The organism is Clostridium sp. AM34-9AC (assembly GCF_003480225.1).
In the GTDB taxonomy this organism is placed as follows: domain Bacteria; phylum Bacillota; class Clostridia; order Lachnospirales; family Lachnospiraceae; genus Acetatifactor; species Acetatifactor acetigignens.
Genome location: NZ_QUIU01000021.1, coordinates 12,745 through 34,143, shown reverse-complemented (window position 1 = coordinate 34,143; position 21,399 = coordinate 12,745). Strand labels below are relative to the sequence as shown.

Below are 21,399 nucleotides of genomic sequence, written 5' to 3'. Positions count from 1 at the left end.
GATCAGTTTTTTCTTGTTTATGGGAACAACCTCCCCTCGAATTTTGTGAAGTCAATGGTCTGGAAGCGCACTCGGGAACCGCAGTAACTGCGAAGTACCTCTGCCTGGAAGTCAAAGCAGATCAGTGTGCCCGGGCGCTCGGATAGTTCGAGAGAGGTGTTAAAGCGTGCGATACGGGGCAGATCGCAGAAATAGCCAAACAGGACTGGTGAGCCATCTGGTGAAATGCCGTCATGCTCAATAGCCAGCCCGGGTTGCCTCGCCGTAAGACCTTGGAGCAGAATACGGTCCAGCTCCGCAGTTTTCCCAGGGTCGCACAATAGTGCCAGTGTCACCTCCCCCTGATGGTCGTTGGTAAGATAAAGAAAATGCTCATAGCTGCCATCCAGCATGAAGAAATCATGTTTGCGACCTCCGGTGCTGGTCAAAATCTGATAAGCCAGATCCATGCTGTTGCCCAGAATCAGTCCATGAACATCCTCATGGCGAAACTGTGAGGACAGGCGTTGTTGGCAGATTACACTCCAGATCAATGCTTTGACCCGCATTTCCGATTTGTAGCGCCATTTCATCAGGGCGCTACTGCTGTTGTAGGTCACGAAGATGCCGGAGGGCGCAAGGAGTATTCCGGTGGAGCGGGAACTGCGGATCTTCGTGGTGTCGATCCCCATTTCTTTCACTTCTCTGGAACTGAAAAAAGCAGGATAGACAATCATGCCACCAGCGTAACCCTCCGGCGCAAAAATTGCCGGTTTTTCATCCCGATACACACATACACCCGCATTATCCATGGTCACATAGGTTTCTGCCAGGCGGTGTAGCCGGAGTCTTCGGTCAATTTCGCATTTCAAACGGTTGGTGTCGGTATCTCCTGTCAGGTAGCTGGCAAACCTGTCCGGCCGGCTTTCCAGCAGAGTGGCTTTGGCTCGCGGCCCCAGACGGTAGCCGCGCAGTTTATCCCGGTAATAGGTACGCAGCAGCCCGTCTTTTTTCAGTGCAGTGACAACAGACTCCAGATAATATGGACTGCCGGGAAGTCTGTTAAGCTGGTCTGTGGGGAACTCGCCGGAGATGGCAGTCAGAGAGAGAAGCCTGTACGCCATCGTGTCTGGCTGTGGGAATTTCCCAAGTGATCACCTCCTTGTGGTGTGTGGCTTTTACCGAGACTGCAAGGAACTTCGGTAAAAATCCGTGGTGTAACGACAGAAAAAAGCCCCGAAATCCGGGGCGAAATACGATGTTGCGGCAGGTCGGACAAGCAATGGCTGAAAATGCTCAAAAATCCGAGATGGATTTTAGGGTGTTTTCATGCTCAGCAAGCCAGGCGGGAAACCGCTTTTTTTCCATGACACTGATTCTGGTACAGTCCTTTTCGCCCAGCGCAGCGGTGTTGTAGGCATCGCAGAGCAGGCCGGTATCGTCAGCCATGACGAAGGTGGAGAGGACATCCAGAAGCTGCTTTTCTTCCAGATTGTCGTAGTCACGGATACGCCGGGTGGGAAGGCACTGGTCATAAACCTGCGTAAAGCACACCACACAATCGCTGAAGTGGGGCATGGGATGCTCTTTGGCGTATTGCTCCAATGAGAAGTAGAACGGGTCGAGCAGAAACTCAGTGTTTTGTCTCTGCTTGCGTTTTGGGAGCAGCCCGGGCAGGGTGACCTCCAGTACACCGTCCTCATAGACAACCTCAATTCCGTGTACAATACCGGCGGATGTCAGGTAATCGCCTTTGTGGATGGTGGTGCTGGAATATATCAAATGCCGCAGCCTGCAGGCAATTTTCTCTGCCCGTAGGGCGGCGTCAGTGGATAAGACTTCATAGTTGTCCGGATAGCGCTGAATATCCGTGGTATCCATCGCGTAAAGAGCATTGCTCAAACGGGATATATCATCAAGAATGCTTCCAATCCGGTGTGAGATGATTTTTCGTTCCAATCAAGTTCCTCCTGTTTTCTTAAAGTAATGCACCTGGCCCGCTGCATCCACGGTGCAGAAACCGGAAATGCCAGGGCAGTCAATGCGGCGAATGTCTTCCGGATTATCGACCAAAATGATGCGGCGTCCACCGCTGCGGTCATCCCGAAGCGCATGGTTGATCAGGGCCTCCTGGCCGGAAGCTGCGTAGACGATTTCGTATAGTTCACCGTTTGCAAAGAAGATAAGCTTGGCCGGAAAATCACCGGGAGCATGGTATTCCACCTGCCCGATAAAATCCAAGAGTACCCAGGCAGCCCGTATCAGAGAGTTGTCTGATTTTGCTGCCCAACCAGACGGAAAGTAACCGCCTGTATCAGTTTGAAAAATACGGCCCTGCTTTTGCAGATGGGAGAGCAGGGTCTTGATGATTTCTTCTTTGTCAGGGTGAAAGCAAAGAAGCTGCTGCATATTGAGACCGGGATACATCGTGACGATCCGCAGCAGAGCCGCAGCTTCATTTCCATAGATTTCAGCCCTGGTCTTCATGGGTATCACCTCCAATGGCGTAATATAGGCGTATTCAAGACGCATTAAATAGGAAGGAAAGCCAGTCAGTGTAAGCCAAAAAGATGATCTGGCTGGCAAAACTGGTTTTTAGGCGTAATACAGACGCAAAGCAGACGCATAGCGGCGTCTGGAAGGAAAGTTGCACATGGGAATCACCTCGCTTTTCAAATTGTTATATCTGCTGTTCGGCAGATGTGGATTGTTCACGGCGTTTTCGCTCTACGATTTCACGCAGCTCGCGGCGGTCGGTAGTGATCAGATCCTTTTCCAGAGGGCTGGCTTTGAACTCCACCATAATATTGTTGTTATTGGTAGAAATCAGACCGTGACCTCTTTCAAAGTGAGTGATCTCCATTGTTTCAGCATCGGACAGGTGCAGGGCTTCCTGTACCCGCTGGGCTTCGTCGTCCTCCAGATTCAGAATGATCTTGGTCTTGGAGTTGTTGATGATGCCCTTACCAAATCTGCCGCCGTCAAGGTCAAAGAAATCGGCAAGATCCTGGCTTGCAAAAATCGAGGCGCCGCCGTAACCGCGTATGGTTTTGGCAATTTCCAAAAGAAAATCGCCGGCCAATCTTACACCAGCAGCACCGGCGCCGGATAGAAGCTGCCAACACTCATCGATGAAGATGGCTTTTTCTTCTGTACGGTCGGCTTTGGCTCTGTCCCAAACAAAGTCCAGCGCCACAAACATACCTACGGTGAGCAGGTCTCCGGTGAGGGAGGAAATATCCAAAACAGTGTACTTGTTGTCGAGCCGAACATTGGTCTGCTTATTGAAGGTGCTGGCGCTTCCGTTTACCAGACGATTTAGGATGTGGGCCATGCGCATCGTTTCCTTGGAGGTTTTCAAAATTTCGTACAGGTCACCAAGCACCGGCATCTCACGGTACTGGCCGGGCTTTGCAGGGTCTTCCAAAGAGGCATTATCATGAGTGATGCCTTTTGTGTTATAGGTACGAACAAGGGCTTCGTCCAAAAGCTGTCGTTCCTCGTGAGACATATCGGGGATCAGCAGACTGAAAAATATGTGGAGCTGCTGGATCTTTGCTGCAAGTTCAGATAACTGGATGCCTGGACCGTCCAGAAGTTCATTCACCGAGCGGTCTACCCGCCGAATCTCCATGACATTGATGCAGTGGGGACTGGCCGGTGAAATCTGGATAAAGGAGCCGCCCACATTGGAGCAGGCGCGATGGAATTCATGGCCTTTTAGGGGCGCAACAATGAAAATGGGGATATTTTTCCGCCTCATTCGCAGCGCCATCAACTGCATGGTAAAGGTTTTGCCGGCTCCGCTCGTGCCAAGGATCGACATATTGGCGTTCTTATAGACCGCAGAATTGAAGATGTCCACGATAATAAGGGAACTGTTGTACTTGTTGACACCCAGCAGGATACCGTTATCATCACACATCTCATAGGATGTAAAGGGATAACAGCTTGCCGCACCGCCTGTCAGCAGGTTGCGCTTACCCCGCTCATACAGTTTCTTTTCCATTGCCACCAATGGCAGGGCAGATAAAAACGCCTGTTCCTCCCGAAAATGGCAGGTGCAGGCGTTCATGTCCTGTGAGAGCAGGAGCTTTTTCATTTCGCTGACCTTCCATTCCAAGTCTTCCTCGTTGGAGGCAGTAATGGTAATCAGCAGATTCAAGTAGTAGAAGTCCTCGTTGTTGGCAAGGCCCTCTTTGAGAAAGTACCCGCTTCGGATAGCACCATCAATGTCATCAAAGTCGGTGTTGGTGTCGCTGGCGTCCTTGATTTTGGAACGGTTGATACGTAGCTGCTGTCCGACTTTCTGGATGATGGTTTCTTTGGGCTGACGGGAGAGGAACATATCCATATCGATCCCGTCACCGGCATTGACGATAAGACTGAGCCAGCCGGCTGGAACCTGCGTTTTGTAGCCATCAGAGGGCACCAGCAAATAAGCATAATACAGACCGTCAATGCAGATATGGTGACCATGCGTGAAGTCAATGCTTTTTGGCGCACAGAATTCGGTGGCAGGGATATGGTCGATCTCACTGTCGCGCCCTTTGGCAAGGTACTCAGCCACAACCTCCTGTGCCCGGACGGAGAGTGGCTTTACAGCACTTTCATTTCTACAGAGCAGGTTATAGAGGACATCTACGGTAAACTCATCCCAGTTTTTCGGAACGATGACCTCGTTACCGCACTGACGGAGGTAGTTGGTAGCAGTATGGACTGCACTTTGCAGGGCATTGATTGCCTCGCCTTCTTCATCAGAGCGCTTGGTGTTGCTCCACGGCTCATATTCAAAAATCAGGAAGAAACGTCGGGTAATTGCCTCACGGGAACCAATCTGCTGAACGAACTGGAGGTAGTCTTCCTGCATGAGCAGACACTGTTCATTGGTCTCCTGTTCCATCTCCTTCCGAACGGTATCCAGATGGCGGTTGATCTCTGCCCGGCGTGTCAGTACCTTGATTTGCAGCTTGATGGGGCTGATTTTCAAGTAGGATACAAAGGAATAGATGATGTTCCGCTGTTCCTGGGCACTGCGCAGCATAAAATTGATGGGTACTACCTCGACGACCTTGACATAGCGGTGGTCCTTCGTGTAGATGATGCCGTTTTCAATTTTGGAAATCGGCAGATAATCTGCTACCGGGTTAAGGCAGGCGGGCTTCGGCTCCTGAGTGCGGATAGGGCGTTTTACTTTGCGCTCCTTGGAGACCTTCTTTTTTTGCTTGGCGGCTTTCTTCTCCTTGGCAGGCTTCTGCTTTTTCACAGGACGGAGTTTTTGGCGGATTTCGTAGCTACGAACTTCATCAAACTCCGCTGGGAAACCCTCTCTGCCGGAGCACCGTGACCGCCTGGGAGCCTTATCGGGCTTGTGTGCCTTCTTTTTAATATGCTTGCCGCCATGCTCTGCCGCAGGAACCGCATCTTCTGCGCTGTTACCGCCTACAATGCGGCGGTTTCGCAGGTACTTTATGAAAATCAGCAGAAAAGAGGAAAGGCTCTCACCGGAAATTCCGATAAGCGCCACCAATGCTGCTGGCAGTGCGGTCAGGCACAAAGCGATGATACGGGCAGTCAGGCCAAGAGGAAGCAATGAAAAAACCGGCACACCAATGGCAAATGCCAGGATGCCGGCTTCAATCACATTGCGGGCTTTGAACATACCACCAAAGAAGGTGCCTGACTCGATGAAATTCGGTGGTATTATGTAGGTATCTCGGTCGATTTTATGATTCATGATTAACCTCGTTTCCGAAGCCGGGCGGGCACATCAGCCGATAATCCAGAACGGACCGCCAGCTCCAGCGCGCCGGCTGGCCTCATTTAAGATAATGGACAGATCCCAGAGCTGTTCGCTCCGTGTGTAACTGGCAGGGTCAGCCACCATGATCTTGCCGTCTTTTACGCCACGCAGGACAATGAAGTGACCGGAAGAGGTAAAGTGGCCTTCAGACATGATTGCTACTACCAGTTTACCATTAGCCAGTGCGTCTGTGATGCGCTGTGGTTCCGCAGTGGTACAGCCGGAAACCGGAAGCCCCCATTCCCCAGCGGCGGCAGGTATCAGCGCATGGTAAGAACCACTGCTTTTACACCAGTAGCCGTTGTTGTAAGACCACTCGGCCATCTCCACAGGGTCAACCATATCGTCTGTCAGAGAGGACACCACGATTGCCATAGCGGTAGGGCCGCAGCCATAACCGCCAATATTGTCCGTACCATATGCTTTACCGGCATAGCGTTCATCCAGTTGATTGTAGTAAACAACAGGTGTGATCCCGTCGGTGAAAGTAACATCGCCCAGAGCGGTGATGCTGTTTCCGGTCCACGCTTCCAGATTCTGCAGCAGACCATCGCCCAAGAACAGGCTTAGGTTGGAAGCGTAATCAGATGCAAGCTCCTTTTGGTCATCGGTAAGCTGGAATACAACATCAGAAAAATAGGACTCACCGTTGTAACGGACAGTATAGACCATCCATGTTTCGGACACCGTTGTTTCTTCCCCAGTCTCCGGATCAGTCACGGTGCTCTCACGAATCTCTTGCTTGCTGGTGTAGGAATATAGATGCTGCTTGTTTTCCCGCAGGGTGGCGGCAAGGTCATTCAGAGAAATGCTTTCAAAATCCTTGTCTTTGGCCGCACAATACTGAGAGATAAACAGGTTGGCGTTATAAATAGGACCGCCGGAATAGGCATTTTTGACCTCCATATGGTCGGCTCCCGATGCCGCAAAGTCAGCTTCGATCCGGGCAAGTACATCATCCAGTGCCTCACCCAAGATGCCGTTGAGGGTAAAGGTGATCTCGTTGGCGTTCTCAATAATCGCTGTTTCGCTATTCAAAATCGGAATTTCGGGGTCAGATGGCGAAAAGGCATTGGTCAGTCCACCGAAAATAAGACCAGGGAGCATGAGAACAAATAATACCGGCAGCATAAGCAGGGCAATGACTGCCACAATGATTTTTCCGATATGCTTCCGACCTGCCCACACTGCGCCTGCAACTGCACCGTAAGGACCGCCTGCGGCAGCGCCTTTGGCAGCGGAGGAAATAGCTTTTCCGGTTTTGATTGCGCCGCAGATGGTATGCGCTGCGGAGGCGCCGGTCTCCACAGCTTCGGAAAAACTGCTTTTTTGATCTTCTGGCATTTATATCTTGTCCTTTCTCTTCGGGGATGGAGGCAGCTTTTTGACAATGGACTCGTTGAAAGCGATAGAACCGTCAGGAGCCATATAGGGCGATTTGTCAACAGCATCCACAGCGTACTGTTTATACCATGCTGTGCCATCCACGGCATGAATGGTGGTGTACTGGCCTTCCGGGGCAACATATTGGTCTGCGTGGTACATACCAAAGGAGATGCCTTCGGGATGTTCCGCAGTCACTTCTGTGCCGGTGATGCGGCCGCCGCCAATTTCGACATTTTGGAAGGTCGGAACATTTTCAGCTCCGGATTCCAGTGCCGCATATCCCATGTAAGAGTGCAGGGCTTCGGCGGCTTTTTCACCGGAAATGGAACCCATCTGGCTGATACTGCCCGTGGCTACGCTGCCGATTACATTGTTGGCAAAATTGCCGCCCTTACTAACGGAAGAAGCGTACATATGGCCGCCGATCCCTCCGGCTGCAGCATCGCCTAAAAGACTGCCAAGACCGGAAGGCTTGGAGCCGGGAGTTGTGGTGGCTGTTTTGATGGCGCTGTTTGTGACTTTTCGGCTCACCACTCCAGCAAGACCGCCGCTGGCAAACCCTGCTCCAAAGCCGCCGCTGCCTTTACTACCGTTTGCGTTGACATTGGTGGAACTGCTGTTTCTCCCGCCGCCAAAGTGGTGACTGGAAAAGTTCTTGATGCCGCCGATGCCTCTGGCAGCGATCATAGCCTCAGCCAGCATGCTGCCGCCGGTATGTCCTACATTGACACCAAGACTGGAGAGGAAGGAATCGATTTTCTGGCCGACTTTGAGAAAGCCGATAGCACAGAGAAACCAGATAAACACATTGCCGGAAACGGCTTCTTTTCCCACAGCGTCTACCTGAGTTTGCACATCGCTTTCGGAGATAGCGGCAAAAGCCGGCTGGCAGAACAGGCAGGAGAGAATTGCGACTGTAAAGGCCGCAAACAAAAATTTTTTGAGTTTCTTCAAGGATAAGACCTCCTTACAACGAAAGCGGGTTCGCAAGGAAGGACCCCACCATGCTTGTGAACAGGCGCAGGCACCAGGCGTTCATGACCAATAGGAAAATTTGGCCGCCAAGCATCCGGCACCAGGATTTCCAGATGTTTGCTGTGGTCTGGCTGGCGCCCATAGAAAAAGCCACAGGAGCCGTGTAGACCAGTACACCGAGCAGCACATACCGTTCGGCTGCCTCGAATAGAAGTTTTAGGTAGTTCCAGGCCAGGATGAGAACCAAAATCAAGGTAATCAGCGCCACAGCCCCATTGGCACACACACCGATGATGACCAGCATCACGGAATTGAAGTCTGCAAAGCTTAATGCAGGAAGGTCGGACTCCATGATCCAGTGGTAGGGGGTGCCGCCGATGGTAAGAACAATATTGACGATCTCATCTGAAAAGAGCGTCAGCAGGATAAAAATAACGGAACGGATACTCAGCTTTACCGGGTCTTCTGCTTCCACACCTGCGCCAAGACCGAAGTTTTTGAATAACTGCCAGACCCAGTTGAGCAGGATGATCCCGATTGCCAGAGCCACGAAAACAGAGTACATAGTCTCTGCTGCGGGAAAATAACGCAGAAATACAGCCATATCACAGCCCAGCGCACCCAAAACCGATGTGGTCACCAGATCAAGACCGGCCATTACCTGTTCTGCGATCCATTCCACTATGCCGTCTAAAATGCCCATAAATGCAAGCCTCCTTTCCGGCGAGCAATCAGACGGTCAATCAGCCTGTCCATTGTCCGCCACTAAAGAGCGGCGTCACATACGCCATGATAAAGCCCAAGCCATTGAGGATAGCCCAGGTGATACAGATTCGTTTGAGCCAGGCGCGGCTTTCATCCACCGTCCGTCCGGAACGGGAGAAGTTCATGAGCAGCAAGGCTACCGAAGCAGTGACGATGGCGGCGATAGTGGAGATGGCAAGGATTTGGGTGTATACATCCTGCATGATCTCTTTGGCCTTGGTCCATACATCTGTTGCCGCATAAGCCGGCTGACAGAACATCATGGACATCATCACACACAGGAAGGCGCTGTAAGCCACTTTGGGCAGCGAAAGCCTGCGCTTGGACTGGGTATCCGGCTCCTGAAGCTGCGGAGTTTGAGGGGTTTTCGTTTTCTTCAATTTGCGATCCTCCAATTCTGAATGATTTTTTGATGCTCAATAGGGAACAGAAAAACCCACACCTGTCAAAACAAATGTGGGCTTTCAAATGGTCGGGCGGCCATCTGGGCAGCAAAAAAGCACCCTGATGAAAGGTGCCGTTACTGTCCTGTTCGGTTTTGGGTGCAAGTTTGAGCATATTCAGTTTAACACATCGGTATTTGCACTGAAAGAGCAGAACCATGCCAATTTTGTTCCCGAAATGTGCCAATTATTTGCCCGATTGTCCGGAAGGTGATTTTGTCTCTGGCAAGAACTGTTCCAGCATGTCTAAACTGTCCTTGGAGGTATAGCCCCAAAGGACGGAACTGAGGGCTTCAATAGCTTCCCGGCGTTTGCGGTAGTAGGTTCTGAAACTGATGTCACGAATGTGCGGCCGCAGGGTCTCGATGATTTCCTCAACATTTTTGAGCTGCTGGGGCGAGAGGAAGGAGTAGTACAGCAGCCAGTAATATGCCTCACCGTTTTTGTGCTTGGTACGCAGCAATTCGACTGCGGAATCCAGCAGCTTAAGCATTTTGTGGCTGCGTTCAATGCACTTGGCATGATGCTCAATGTCACTTCCGGCCAGATCGGCGCCGGCCAGATAGACTGAATCCAGAAAATCCTCGATGGAGGTGCCATACTCGATCTCAAACTTGGTGCGGACATGCTGGACAGAAAGCTCCAGACTCCACACAACATCCCGGTATTTTTTCAGCAGTTTCCAGGTATCATGGTACAGGGGATTATCAGCAACATCAGGTTCAACAAATTTTCTCATTTCAAGTTCCTCCTATTTTCGTGCTCCTCAAAGGGAGTGAGTGTAAGTTCAAAAGTGGCGATTGAAGTGTTTGTGCCGCAGAGGATGGTCAGACCAAAGTGGGCTGTGGATTTCCCTCGCGCACGCGGAATCAACTCTTCCCAGCAGTCGTCCGATAAGGGATATAACTTATAGCGGGAGAGCGGGCAAGAAAAGCAGGAAATCCCTTGCGTAGATAGGATGTCAGCCATCTTGCGGAGTATCGTTTCAATGTGCGATTTTGAAACGCTGGAAAGTGCATCCGAAACAATGATCTCATGCTCAGAGATGGAATGGCTCTCTTCGGTTTCAGCAGTTTCCGGAAGCTCCAGATGAATGTTTAAGGTCATGGCAACTTCCTCCTTGTCGATTAAAACATCGGAAATCTCAAACATGGTGGATAGGTAGTTCTGCAGGTAGATCACGCTTCCATGCCGGCCGGGAAACGACATGATAGAGATATACCCAAGACCGTCCAGCTTTTTCAGTATCCGGCATACGGTAGCGCGTGACAGCCCCCAGCGGCAGGAGAGTTCGGTATAACTGACCAACGGGTTTCCTGTACCATTGCGAAAGTAGGCTACCGGGCCGACCTCTGACCCCTGCACCTGCGTATCGTTGTAGACAGCGGATACCCACAGATCCAGAACGATGTCCATTTCAGAGCAGCGGGCAGAGCTGACCAGTTCCAGGGCAACAGAGACTGGCAGGAAGAAAAAACCGGTATCCTTTTGGCATGGGGCATTGTACTCCAGTGCGGAATTGTGGCGGGCCCAGTGGAGGATTTTATATTTTACTACATTGCCACGGCCCAGCAGTGTATAGGAAATCAAGTGCTGCTTCTGAAGGGTATCCAGCATGGACAGCGCCTGCCGATGAAAGCGGGTGCGGAACCAGCAAGACAGTTCCTTGACGGTGCACACCCATTCGCCGGGCGAGACTGTATAACTGATCCCGTCAATACGGCGATATGAGGTGCGGAAGTTTGCATAGCTGCAAAGTACAGTAAAATGAAAAAGGCCGGAGCCTCCGTTTATGCGGATGCTCCGGTCGTTGATCAGTTTGTGGATGAACTCACGATAAATCCGGCATCGTGGGTAATCTACCACTTGTTTAATTTGAAGTTGGTATTCTGGCATGACAGTCTCCTCTTTATTATGTATTATGTATTAAAGGTGGGGCAATAAAAGTAATAAAATGTTTCGATAAAATCGTTGACTTAGATTGAATTGAAGGTTATTATATAATAATGTATGCGTCTGCGGTTAAACGATCAAGCCGTTCTTTGTGTAGAGATCATGTTAGATATAGCATCCTGAGTAACGCAGCAAATTTTTGCCATTTCTATGCCAGCGATATGCCATAACAGGCGCACTACAACTTTCTACAACTTTTGAAGCGAAAAGGATGGCACAAGAGGACACGAGACGAATGAAAAAAATTTCACGAATCGAGTATTGTGCGGGTTTTGAACCCTTACAGAGCGGCATGGAACAGGATGAAGGGAGCCGAATTTTGCTCCCGACAATGAAGTCCTTAGATGGTGTAAATAAGAAAAATGATGTAAATAATACAGCTTCTGAAGCACCTGAAAAAAATGTAAAAACTGAGTCTGAAAAGATTGATTTTTCTAAAGTAAAGATTGAGCCTTTGTTTGAGGAAATGGTAGACTTTGATACATTCAGCAAGTCAGATTTCCGTGCAGTAAAGGTTAAAGAGTGTGTTGCAGTACCGAAGTCAAAGAAACTGTTACAGTTTACTCTTGATGACGGAACAGGCACAGACAGAACCATTTTAAGCGGTATTCATAGCTTTTATGAGCCGGAGGAACTGGTTGGAAAGACTCTTATCGCTATCACAAATCTTCCACCGAGAGCGATGATGGGCATTGACTCTTGCGGTATGCTCCTCAGTGCTATTCATGAAGAAGAAGGCGAAGAAAAGCTTCATCTTCTGATGGTAGATGACCACATTCCGGCAGGTGCAAAGCTCTATTAAGATGATGTAAAGATGTACCGTTTTACCAAATAGACGGGACGTACTTCATTTGATAAAAAACTAAAAAAACAGCGATTTACATCAAACTTACATCATTTGATGCAGAAATCGGTGCAAGCAAGAAAAAATCGCATAATTAGTGCAATGAGTGGGCAATTCCAACCGGAGTTGCCCATTTTTAAAACAAACAGAAATACAAATCGGAAGTTGGAGGATACACGCATGAAAATTGTAATCATTAATGGAAGTGCCAGAAAAGGAAATACGTTGGCAGCAATCAATGCATTTATAAAAGGAGCATCAGAAAAGAATGAAATTGAAATCATTGAACCTGACAAACTCAACATTGCACCATGCAAGGGATGTGGTGTCTGTCAATGCTCTAAGGGATGCGTCGATAAGGATGATACAAATCCTACAATTGATAAAATTGCTGCCGCAGATATGATTCTTTTTGCTACACCAGTTTATTGGTGGGGAATGTCAGCACAATTGAAACTTATCATTGATAAGTGCTACTGCCGTGGATTGCAGTTAAAAAATAAAAAAGTTGGCACGATTGTTGTAGGCGGTTCTCCCGTAGACAGTATCCAGTATGAGCTGATTGATAAGCAGTTTGACTGTATGGCAAAATATCTTTCATGGGATATGCTTTTCCAAAAATCATATTACGCAACAGCCAGAGATGAACTTGAAAAAAACAAAGATTCCATGAACGAACTTGAGGGGATCGGAAAAAATTTATAAAGCACGTTCCAAATTCCAGCTCTACAAGCAGTCTTTACATTGACATCAGCAACATATGCATGGTATGGTGCAAATAATAAGGTAGAGAGGCAACTATAACGAAGAGCAGTCCTTCATCTCTATTGATTCAAAGAACACAGGAAAGGGAAGAGTAATTTTAGCTATGAAAAATTGTCTGAGAATGACAGAGGGAAGTATCTCCCAAAAGATCATTTTTTTTGCAATTCCATTGTTTCTGGGAAATCTGTTCCAGCAATTGTATAATACTGCTGATTCCCTGATCGTAGGAAATTTTCTAGGAAGTAATGCACTGGCGGCAGTCAGTTCATCTGGAAATCTGATTTTTCTGATGGTAGGTTTTATTAACGGCATTGCCATGGGTGCAGGTGTTGTTATTGCACGATATTACGGAGCCAAAAAAAGAGACTGCCTGCAAAAGGCAATCCATACAACGGTTGCATTTGGACTTGTGGCCGGTGCTGCGCTGACAGTTTTGGGAATGCTTCTGGCACCAAAGATCCTGGTATTGATGGGAACTCCTGCGGACGTGCTCCCGGAATCTATTGTGTATTTCCGTACATATTTTGCAGGGTCTATGGGTGCTGTCATGTACAATATCTTTGTTGGAGTTCTGCAGTCGGTCGGTGATGGACGCCATCCACTGATATATCTGATTATTTCTTCCTGTGTCAATGTCGTTCTGGATATTTTCTTTATCGCAGGTCTTGGCATGGGAGTCGGATCAGCAGCACTTGCAACCGCAATTTCACAGTTTGTCAGTGCACTGCTCTGTATGGTTCATCTGCTGCGTGTGGAAGAAGAATACCGTCTGGAATTGCGAGAGATTCGTTTTGACAGTTCTATGCTGAAGCAGATCATCCAGAATGGTGTACCATCCGGTTTTCAGAATTCAGTGATCGCGATCGCGAACGTCTTTGTACAGTCAAATATAAATGCATTTGGAAAAATGGCGATGGCAGGATGTGGTTCCTACTCCAAGATAGAGGGATTCGCATTTTTGCCGGTGACCTGTTTTACAATGGCTCTGACAACCTTTGTCAGTCAGAATCTGGGTGCAAAACAGTATGACCGGGCGAAAAAGGGAGCAAGATTTGGAGTTTTCTGCTCGATTACTATTGCAGAGTTGATCGGTATTATCATATATGTGGCAGCACCGGTACTGATCACAGCGTTTAACAGAGATCCTGATGTTGTACATTATGGAGTCATGCAGTCCAGAACAATTGCGTTATTTTATTGTCTGCTGGCGTTTTCTCATTGCATCGCAGCAGTACTTCGTGGATCAGGTAATGCATCCGTTCCGATGATCGTTATGCTCTGTGACTGGTGTTTGTTTCGCGTAAGCTACATTACTGTGGCAGTTCGTATTCTCCCGGATATACGAGTGATTTTCTGGGCATACCCATTGACTTGGGGTATCAGCTCCGCGATTTTTCTGTATCTGTTCTTACGTGGAAAATGGGTTTACGGATTCGAGAAATCCTAATCGCTATACCGAACTTTTTGGTGTGAATTTGATACTGCGATTACTCTACACATAAGCTTTTCCTCATATAACTTACAATCAATACTTTTTCTTACAGCAGGCGTATACCGCTCTTAACAAGCCTGAATCCCATAAAATGGAGCTACACAAAATTACTATGCAGCTCCATTTTTGGTAGTATAACAACACTCTGAAACAAAAGTCTCAATATATGCATGAACTTAAACACTGTAATCAATAGATCTTCTGACAAACTGATTGCCACTTTGTACCAGATTGCTCTCCACCAATTCCCTTGTGACGCTATCTAATATGCTAGAATCAAACGGCTGTCCCGGTTGCCAGTTAGGATTCGCTGCCTTTACTGCCGCATACATAGCAGAACGATATTTGCCCTCATACTGTTTACTGTTTACGTTGATGCTAGACTATATGTATGGAGAAGCACTTTATAAGCCTGAAATGAAAGAAGGAAATCCTATAAGGTTATATAGTTTGGATGAAATCACGGAGATATTCTGTAAATTAGGACTTCGTATTTGTAACAGCTTTGCTGATTTCAGTGGAAAGCCGAGTTCTGATAATGATATTCAATTGATGGTTTATTCCATACGGGAATAAATCTTCATCAAATCTTTATTTTTTTCTGTTAGGTTATATTTCAGTAAGAAATGAAATATAGAAGGAAGGATAGTAAAGATGGAAATGATGTTACAGACACAAAATCTATGTAAATATTTTAGAAAACAGAAAGCGGTAAATAATGTTTCACTTAATATCGAAAAGGGACAGATTTATGGACTGCTTGGACCGAATGGCGCTGGTAAATCTACCACATTGAAAATGCTGACCGGTATGATGAAACCAACTGCAGGAAAGATTTACTTTGATGGAAAACTTTTGGATAGGAAAGATTTATCAAAAATAGGAGCATTAATTGAAAATCCGCCTATTTATGAAAATCTTTCCGCCAGAGAGAATTTGAAGGTAAGACAATTATTGCTTGGTACAGATGAAAACAGAATTGATGAGGTCTTGCAGATTGTATCACTTACAAACACCGGAAAGAAGAAAGCAGGACAGTTTTCTTTGGGGATGAAGCAAAGACTAGGCATTGCAATGGCATTGCTTGGAGAACCGGAACTTTTGATATTGGATGAACCTACGAATGGATTAGATCCAATAGGCATCGAGGAATTACGAGAGCTGATCCGGTCTTTTCCGGAACAGGGAATCACTGTAATTCTCTCCAGTCATATTCTCTCAGAGGTACAGTTACTTGCAGATAAAGTCGGGATTATTTCAGGTGGAATCTTAGGATACGAAGGAGCATTAAAGCAGGGAGATAATCTTGAAGATTTGTTTATGAATGTGGTAAGAAAAAACCAGAAAGCAGGTGAAATCCATGGTTAATATTATAAAAGCAGAACATCAAAAAGCCAAAAGAACCATGCGAAAAAAGTTTATCTGGGGATTTCCTCTTCTTACATTTGTCATGGCATTTATATTTACTCTTGGGATGACAAATGCTTATGCAGAAAGTGTTTGGAACTGGTGGTATACACTTTTGCTGCCGGGGATGATTGCTCTATTTTGTTATCTTTCTGTGGCGCAGGAGAAAAAGATAAAATACTATCATTTAATGACTATTCCCACAGACAGAAGAAAATTGTTGCTGGGGAAAATTATTTATATTGGGTACATGATTTTGTTTTCTAATGTGATTGTGTTTGCAGGAGCAACGCTTGGAGGCTTTCTTCTAACGACACATGTTCCAGTTGGAGGAGCGTTGATTGCAGTATTGTTTCTGACGGTTTCTGAGTTATGGGAGATTCCGGTAGCTTTATTTTTAAGTGAACGATTTGGAATGATTGTAAACCTGTTCGTCTGCCTATTTATTACCGTCAGCGGTGTGGTAATATCACAAACCAGAATCTGGTATGTACTTGTTTCTGCAATCCCTATGCGAATGATGTGCCCGTTGCTTCATGTTTTACCAAATGGACTTGCCGCAGAAGCAGGGAATCCTCTTTTGGATACGGGAGTCATTGTTCCGGGAATGTGTCTCTCAATCATCTGGTTTGTTTTTGTAACGGTTCTGTTTTTGAAATGGTTTGAGAGAAGAGAGGTGAAATAAGATGATTGGGAGATCTCTTAATGCAGACTTGCGAAAGATGAAAGGAACATCTGTGATTCTGGCACACTTACTGATTCCGATTATAACCAGCGTTATATTTTTAATATATTACTTTTTTTCACCATGGAATGAAAATATGAAAGTGATTGCATTTTATCAGGCAATAGGAGCAGGACTTCCGGTACTTATTGGAATTTTTACAGCAAGTGTGATGGAACAAGAACAAAATGCAGGTAATTTTCAAAACCTGTTGTCTTTACCGGATAAACCTGCAGCATTTTTATCGAAACTGTTGATGCTACTGGTTTTGTGTCTGTGCTCTATCCTATTGACAGCAATCATATTCGGAATTGGATTTGGAAGAATCGCATCAAGCGATATCGAAATCATGAAAGGATGTATATTTGCAGCATTGCTGCTGTGGGGAAGCAGTGTTCCACTTTATCTGTGGCAGCTGATTCTGGCTTTTCAGTTTGGAAAAGGGGTATCCATTGGAGCAGGGATTATATCAGGACTAATTAGTGCATTGATGCTTACCGGACTTGGAGATTATGTGTGGAAATATGTATTTGTCTGCTGGACGGGTAGAGTACCATATACTTATCTGCAATCTGTATTGGGAGAAACTAGTGTAGGTGAATGGTTGTCATTCATACCAGGTTGCTTAATATTTACAGGGATTAGTATGGTATACTATTTTTGGTGGGTAAACCACTGGGAAGGAAACAGAATATCGGAATAGAATCGAGGGAAACTATGGCAAAAATACTGGCAGTTGATGATGAACCGGCAATTTTGGAAATGATAGAAAGCATTTTGAATAAGGATGGACATCTGGTTACCAAAGTAAGTAATCCACTGAAAATTAATATGGAAGAATTACATCGTTATGACCTGATTTTACTTGACATTATGATGCCTGGAATTGATGGCTTCGAATTATGCAAAAGAATTAGGATACTTGTGGATTGTCCGATTTTGTTTCTTACGGCAAAAACGGAGGAAAACAGTCTGGTAAACGGACTTTCTTTAGGAGCAGATGATTATATTTCAAAGCCATTTGGAGTGATGGAACTTCGGGCAAGGATCAATGCACATCTTAGAAGAGAGCACAGGGAACATTCTGTCCGGATGGTTTTGGGGAGGGTCGGTATTCAAATATCTCAAAAGAAACTATTGGTTGATGATAAGGAACTTCCTCTTACGAAAGCGGAGTACGAAATCTGTGAATTTCTGGCTAAAAACAGAGGACAGGTTTTCTCGAAGGAACAGATATTGGAAGCGGTCTTTGGCTTTGACAATGAGAGTAATGACAGTACTATAATCACGCATATCAAAAATATAAGAGCAAAATTTGCGGATTATGATTATATGCCGATAAAAACAGTCTGGGGGATTGGATATAAATGGGAAGAGTAAAGAGAAGCAATGCACTCAGCTGGATTTTTATGAGATATGTACTGGTCATGCTTGGATCATTAGTAGGTTTGGTGATTGTTGCTTATCTGCTGCTGTACCTTTTGATTAGTGTGGGCTGTATCTATCCGGCGAATTATGCAGAGCAAAAGATTAATGAAGCATATGATACGATTTTACGTGCGGATAAAGTAACTGCTGAGATGATTCCTGCACTTTGTGATTATGTAATCTTTTCAGAGAATGGAGAGAAAATAGGTGGAGATCTGTCAGAACAATACGAACAGATAGCATGGAATGTTGCAAAGTACGGAAACGCATCCGGGAAATATTTTTATAAAGTAATTGTAAGGGAAAATGAATATGTTGTATTGCAATATCGCCTGACACCTCAATATCATTCAGCTTTTTTGAGGGAGCATTTTATAGGACCACAGAATGTGATGAGTATTATGTCAGTGATTGGAGCGGTAGCGATTATCATCATTCCGTCCATACGTTTTGGAAAAAGAATCAAAAAGCAGATGCAGCCTGTATTAGACGCAATCAGACAAATAAAGGATCAAAATCTGGAATATGAGACATCCTGTTCCGGTATCAAAGAGTTTGATGACTGTTTATCGGCAATCGATGATATGCGAGATGCATTGCGAGAATCTTTAGAAAAGCAGTGGAAAACAGAGCAGGAAAAGAAACAACAGATGTCTGCTTTGGCGCATGATATTAAAACACCTCTTACGATTGTACGGGGAAATGCAGAACTACTTTCAGAGACTGAACTGACCACAGAACAGAAGAAAAATATCACTTATGTTTTGAACGGCACAACACAGATACAAAGTTATGTAAAACAGTTGATAGATGTCACAAAATCATGGAATTGCAGTGATGTTACCTATACAACGGTGAGGTTAGAAGATTTTTTCGCAGATATAAAGGAACAGGCACTCGGACTGGTAGAAATCTATCACCAGAAGATAGATTGGAAGGCGGAACAAAGTGATAAAAAGGTAACGATTGCTTATGATCCAATGTTTCGAGCCGTAATGAATGTGATCCAGAATGCAGTGGAGCATACAAAAGAAAATGGAATCATTTATATTGACGCAAAGGAGCAGGATGGCCGGCTGACATTCATTGTGGAGGATAGCGGATCAGGATTTACAAAAGAAGCATTATTGCATGGCACAGAGCAGTTTTTTATGGATGACACAAGTAGAAATGGCGAAGCCCATTATGGGATGGGACTATTTTTTGCAAAAACTGTGGCTGAAAAATATGGTGGAGGTATTAAACTTTCAAATTCTGAAAATACAGGTGGGGCGAGGGTAGAAATATTTTTCCTGAGTAGTCAAGAAACAAGCTAAATAGACCGCAATTAAGCTATGTAAAAGAAATTTTACATGAGAGCCAGCGGTCTGGCAGAGATAGCCAAAGTACTTCAGACTACGCCGAATTATCTGCTGGGTTTTGCAGATAATAATGATGGATTTGCGGATGAAGCGCTTGGTTTGTTGCGAGATGTGAAGTATCAGTCTGTAAGAGAGATTCTTTTGAAGCAGATCAGGGCACTGATTTGAAAAATGTATTGCCTTTGTCCGTACATTGACTTATAATATGGGTAAAAGAAAGGGGCGTGATGATATGGCAGCTAAATCAGCAAATCTTTATGCAAGAATAGAGCCGGATGTTAAAGAACAGGCTGAGGGAATTCTGGCTACTTTGGGGATCCCGGCATCTAATGCTATCAATATGTTTTATAAGCAGATCATTCTAAATAGGGGGCTTCCGTTTGAGGTAAAGATTCCAACTGCGAGACCTGTTGATATTTCGAGAATGAACGTAGAGACTTTGGACATGGAACTTGAGAAAGGATATGCGGATATGCAGGCAGGGCGTACCAAATCTGCAGCTCAGGTTTTTGCGGATATCCGAAGGGATTATAATGTATGAAATATGATGTTACCTTTACGGAGCAGGCTGAGAACGATCTTCGCGGTATCTTTGAGTATATAGCATTTTTATAATCATAAATCCTATGAGGCGTATGAGACATTTGGTTTCATACGTCTTTTCTTTTTACTTTTTTGAGTTGACTACCGGTCAACAGAAGTTGACCGTTTGACGAACGATTTATTCCGTGGTGTTCCGTAGAATGACATATGTAAGCAAGAGGTGACGCAAGCCGACAAGCCTAACCTCCAAGAAATGTTATGGAGGTGCGAACATGTGCATTACAGAAGAAAAACTGGTGGAAGCCTACGGTAATTCAAATCCGCATGACGCTTCCTACTGATCTACAAGAACTACAGCGTATTTCCTCAGTTGGTAGACTGTTACGAAACAGGGTTGTTTAATCGGATCCTTTTTGAAGTGGAATACAACAGGCGGAAGAAGAATGACGATGATCTGGGCGTTAGGGTTTAGACAAGCCATCTCAGCGATCCTACAGCTGCAAAGACCATCGAGCATATCATGATTCGGGATGCCATTGAGGAATGCAATTTCTCCGGTAACATCCTGAAGGAGACGGATACTCCGGAAAAGCACAAACATGATATTCTCACGATCCATATGATGAGACGGGAATTTGAAGTCTTTGACTCAGCTCTCAAGGCCCTTCCGACGAAGGAGCATGACATCGTATTTACCTTTATCAATAAGGAACGCAAGATGCTGGAGATTGCGGAGGACAGAGACTTGGCTTATCAGACAGTGAAGAATCTGATCGGTGATATCAAGAAGTTACTGGAAAGCAGAACAGTCCCTTATTTCAGGGAAACATTATAAGAAGTGAATACTTTCTGTACCAGGCTTTGCGAGAACGAAACGAATCTCAAGGTCATTCAGACGGTGATGGGACACAAGGACATCCCAGTACCACACGCTAAGACATTAGCACGGAACAGGACGGCAATCCTCAAAGACCCTGAAATGCATTTGGACGGAGCCAAGGGGACAAAGACGGAATAGGACGTAAGAACTGACCAATCCAATCCCGACAATGAAGAGCTTAGACAGTAGCGCTTCCAAGAAAGCTGACGGCAAGGCAGAAGGTGCCCAGACCGCCGGTGATAACAACGGATTCTTCACTCCGAACAGCAAGTCCGATTTCAGAGCTGTTAAGGTAAAAGAGTGCGTGGCAGTACCCAAGTCCAAGAAGCTGTTACAGTTCACTCTGGATGACGGCACCGGCACCGACCGCACCATCCTCTCCGGTATCCACGCTTACTATGAGCCGGAAGAACTGGTTGGAAAGACACTGATCGCCATCACCAACCTGCCCCCCAGAGCCATGATGGGCATTGAGTCCTGTGGTATGCTGCTGTCCGCAGTATGCGAGGAGAACGGCGAAGAGAAGCTGAACCTGCTCATGGTGGACAACCATATTCCGGCAGGCGCGAAGCTGTACTAAGAGAAAAATAATGAATGCGCCAGAAGGCAGATAAGTCTTCTGGCGCATTTTTTAATAAATTGCTCTGTATA

The 21,399-nt window shown here is 46.1% G+C and carries 23 protein-coding genes and 1 pseudogene; 13 read left to right on the top strand and 11 right to left on the bottom strand.

The genetic code is table 11. The features are described 5' to 3' along the window. Positions 1–17 precede the first annotated feature (17 nt). From DW835_RS12520 to DW835_RS12470, 10 genes are all read right to left on the bottom strand, one after another. Positions 18–1,103 (bottom strand): hypothetical protein, encoded by a 1,086-nt coding sequence (locus DW835_RS12520; protein ID WP_003499619.1) that lies wholly within the window; start codon positions 1,101–1,103, stop codon positions 18–20. A gap of 172 nt (positions 1,104–1,275) precedes the next feature. After that, complete coding sequence (locus tag DW835_RS12515) at positions 1,276–1,938, bottom strand: DUF6100 family protein (RefSeq protein WP_003499617.1); 663 nt, start codon at positions 1,936–1,938, stop codon at positions 1,276–1,278. Next, positions 1,939–2,466 carry a DUF5697 family protein gene (locus DW835_RS12510; protein ID WP_003499615.1) on the bottom strand — a complete coding sequence of 176 codons (528 nt, stop codon included), beginning with the start codon at positions 2,464–2,466 and terminating at the stop codon, positions 1,939–1,941. 193 nt (positions 2,467–2,659) lie between these two features. Next, on the bottom strand, positions 2,660–5,716 hold the full coding sequence (locus DW835_RS12505) for an ATP-binding protein (protein WP_003499613.1): 3,057 nt from the start codon (positions 5,714–5,716) through the stop codon (positions 2,660–2,662). Positions 5,717–5,749: 33 nt separating this feature from the next. Then, on the bottom strand, positions 5,750–7,126 hold the full coding sequence (locus tag DW835_RS12500; RefSeq protein WP_003499611.1) for a C39 family peptidase: 1,377 nt from the start codon (positions 7,124–7,126) through the stop codon (positions 5,750–5,752). After that, positions 7,127–8,122, bottom strand: coding sequence for a hypothetical protein (locus DW835_RS12495; RefSeq protein ID WP_003499609.1), 996 nt, complete (start codon positions 8,120–8,122; stop codon positions 7,127–7,129). 13 nt (positions 8,123–8,135) lie between these two features. Next, entirely contained in the window at positions 8,136–8,846 is a 711-nt protein-coding gene (locus tag DW835_RS12490; protein WP_003499607.1) for a hypothetical protein, read from the bottom strand. 40 nt (positions 8,847–8,886) lie between these two features. Continuing rightward, positions 8,887–9,288, bottom strand: a complete 402-nt coding sequence (locus DW835_RS12485) for a hypothetical protein (RefSeq protein WP_003499603.1) — start codon at positions 9,286–9,288, stop codon at positions 8,887–8,889. Positions 9,289–9,538: 250 nt separating this feature from the next. Further along, a complete protein-coding gene (locus DW835_RS12475; RefSeq protein ID WP_003499596.1) occupies positions 9,539–10,090 on the bottom strand; it encodes a hypothetical protein in 552 nt (183 codons plus the stop codon). Continuing rightward, positions 10,087–11,247 (bottom strand): hypothetical protein, encoded by a 1,161-nt coding sequence (locus DW835_RS12470; RefSeq protein WP_003499594.1) that lies wholly within the window; start codon positions 11,245–11,247, stop codon positions 10,087–10,089. Before DW835_RS12470 ends, DW835_RS12475 begins: the two co-directional genes overlap by 4 nt. A 292-nt stretch (positions 11,248–11,539) precedes the next feature. Here DW835_RS12470 and DW835_RS12465 point away from each other — a divergent pair, with 292 nt between their 5' ends. The 3 genes from DW835_RS12465 to DW835_RS12455 all read left to right on the top strand — a co-directional run bounded on the left by DW835_RS12465 (position 11,540) and on the right by DW835_RS12455 (position 14,360). After that, positions 11,540–12,106: a methionine--tRNA ligase subunit beta gene (locus tag DW835_RS12465; protein ID WP_243037167.1), complete on the top strand. Its 567-nt coding sequence runs from the start codon at positions 11,540–11,542 to the stop codon at positions 12,104–12,106. A 222-nt stretch (positions 12,107–12,328) separates the two neighbouring features. After that, on the top strand, positions 12,329–12,853 hold the full coding sequence (locus DW835_RS12460; RefSeq protein ID WP_118731255.1) for a flavodoxin family protein: 525 nt from the start codon (positions 12,329–12,331) through the stop codon (positions 12,851–12,853). Positions 12,854–13,016: 163 nt separating this feature from the next. Beyond that, the gene (locus DW835_RS12455) at positions 13,017–14,360 is read left to right on the top strand and encodes an MATE family efflux transporter (protein WP_118731254.1); all 1,344 of its coding nucleotides are present in this window, start codon (positions 13,017–13,019) and stop codon (positions 14,358–14,360) included. 221 nt (positions 14,361–14,581) lie between these two features. On the opposite strand, the gene DW835_RS12450 is transcribed toward DW835_RS12455, so the two are convergent. Beyond that, the gene (locus tag DW835_RS12450; RefSeq protein ID WP_279221285.1) at positions 14,582–14,782 is read right to left on the bottom strand and encodes a DUF3879 family protein; all 201 of its coding nucleotides are present in this window, start codon (positions 14,780–14,782) and stop codon (positions 14,582–14,584) included. Positions 14,783–15,059: 277 nt separating this feature from the next. Here DW835_RS12450 and DW835_RS12440 point away from each other — a divergent pair, with 277 nt between their 5' ends. The 10 genes and pseudogenes from DW835_RS12440 to DW835_RS12395 all read left to right on the top strand — a co-directional run bounded on the left by DW835_RS12440 (position 15,060) and on the right by DW835_RS12395 (position 21,328). Continuing rightward, the gene (locus DW835_RS12440; RefSeq protein WP_005609481.1) at positions 15,060–15,773 is read left to right on the top strand and encodes a lantibiotic protection ABC transporter ATP-binding protein; all 714 of its coding nucleotides are present in this window, start codon (positions 15,060–15,062) and stop codon (positions 15,771–15,773) included. After that, positions 15,766–16,497 carry a lantibiotic immunity ABC transporter MutE/EpiE family permease subunit gene (locus DW835_RS12435; protein ID WP_004853398.1) on the top strand — a complete coding sequence of 244 codons (732 nt, stop codon included), beginning with the start codon at positions 15,766–15,768 and terminating at the stop codon, positions 16,495–16,497. The genes DW835_RS12440 and DW835_RS12435 overlap by 8 nt, the downstream gene beginning before the upstream one ends. 1 nt (position 16,498) lies before the next feature. Then, a complete protein-coding gene (locus DW835_RS12430) occupies positions 16,499–17,239 on the top strand; it encodes a lantibiotic immunity ABC transporter MutG family permease subunit (RefSeq protein WP_055040007.1) in 741 nt (246 codons plus the stop codon). Positions 17,240–17,253: 14 nt separating this feature from the next. Then, positions 17,254–17,916 carry a response regulator transcription factor gene (locus DW835_RS12425; protein WP_118731252.1) on the top strand — a complete coding sequence of 221 codons (663 nt, stop codon included), beginning with the start codon at positions 17,254–17,256 and terminating at the stop codon, positions 17,914–17,916. After that, on the top strand, positions 17,904–19,280 hold the full coding sequence (locus tag DW835_RS12420) for a HAMP domain-containing sensor histidine kinase (RefSeq protein WP_118731251.1): 1,377 nt from the start codon (positions 17,904–17,906) through the stop codon (positions 19,278–19,280). Before DW835_RS12425 ends, DW835_RS12420 begins: the two co-directional genes overlap by 13 nt. 36 nt (positions 19,281–19,316) lie before the next feature. After that, entirely contained in the window at positions 19,317–19,493 is a 177-nt protein-coding gene (locus tag DW835_RS18050; RefSeq protein ID WP_172594695.1) for a hypothetical protein, read from the top strand. 64 nt (positions 19,494–19,557) lie between these two features. Further along, positions 19,558–19,866 carry a type II toxin-antitoxin system RelB/DinJ family antitoxin gene (locus DW835_RS12415; protein WP_118537499.1) on the top strand — a complete coding sequence of 103 codons (309 nt, stop codon included), beginning with the start codon at positions 19,558–19,560 and terminating at the stop codon, positions 19,864–19,866. A 522-nt stretch (positions 19,867–20,388) separates the two neighbouring features. Beyond that, complete coding sequence (locus DW835_RS12405; RefSeq protein ID WP_118668523.1) at positions 20,389–20,703, top strand: hypothetical protein; 315 nt, start codon at positions 20,389–20,391, stop codon at positions 20,701–20,703. A gap of 6 nt (positions 20,704–20,709) precedes the next feature. Next, a pseudogene (locus DW835_RS18460) lies at positions 20,710–20,787 on the top strand (site-specific integrase); the annotation flags it as partial. 130 nt (positions 20,788–20,917) lie between these two features. Continuing rightward, positions 20,918–21,328: a hypothetical protein gene (locus DW835_RS12395; RefSeq protein WP_118668524.1), complete on the top strand. Its 411-nt coding sequence runs from the start codon at positions 20,918–20,920 to the stop codon at positions 21,326–21,328. Positions 21,329–21,399: the final 71 nt, after the last annotated feature.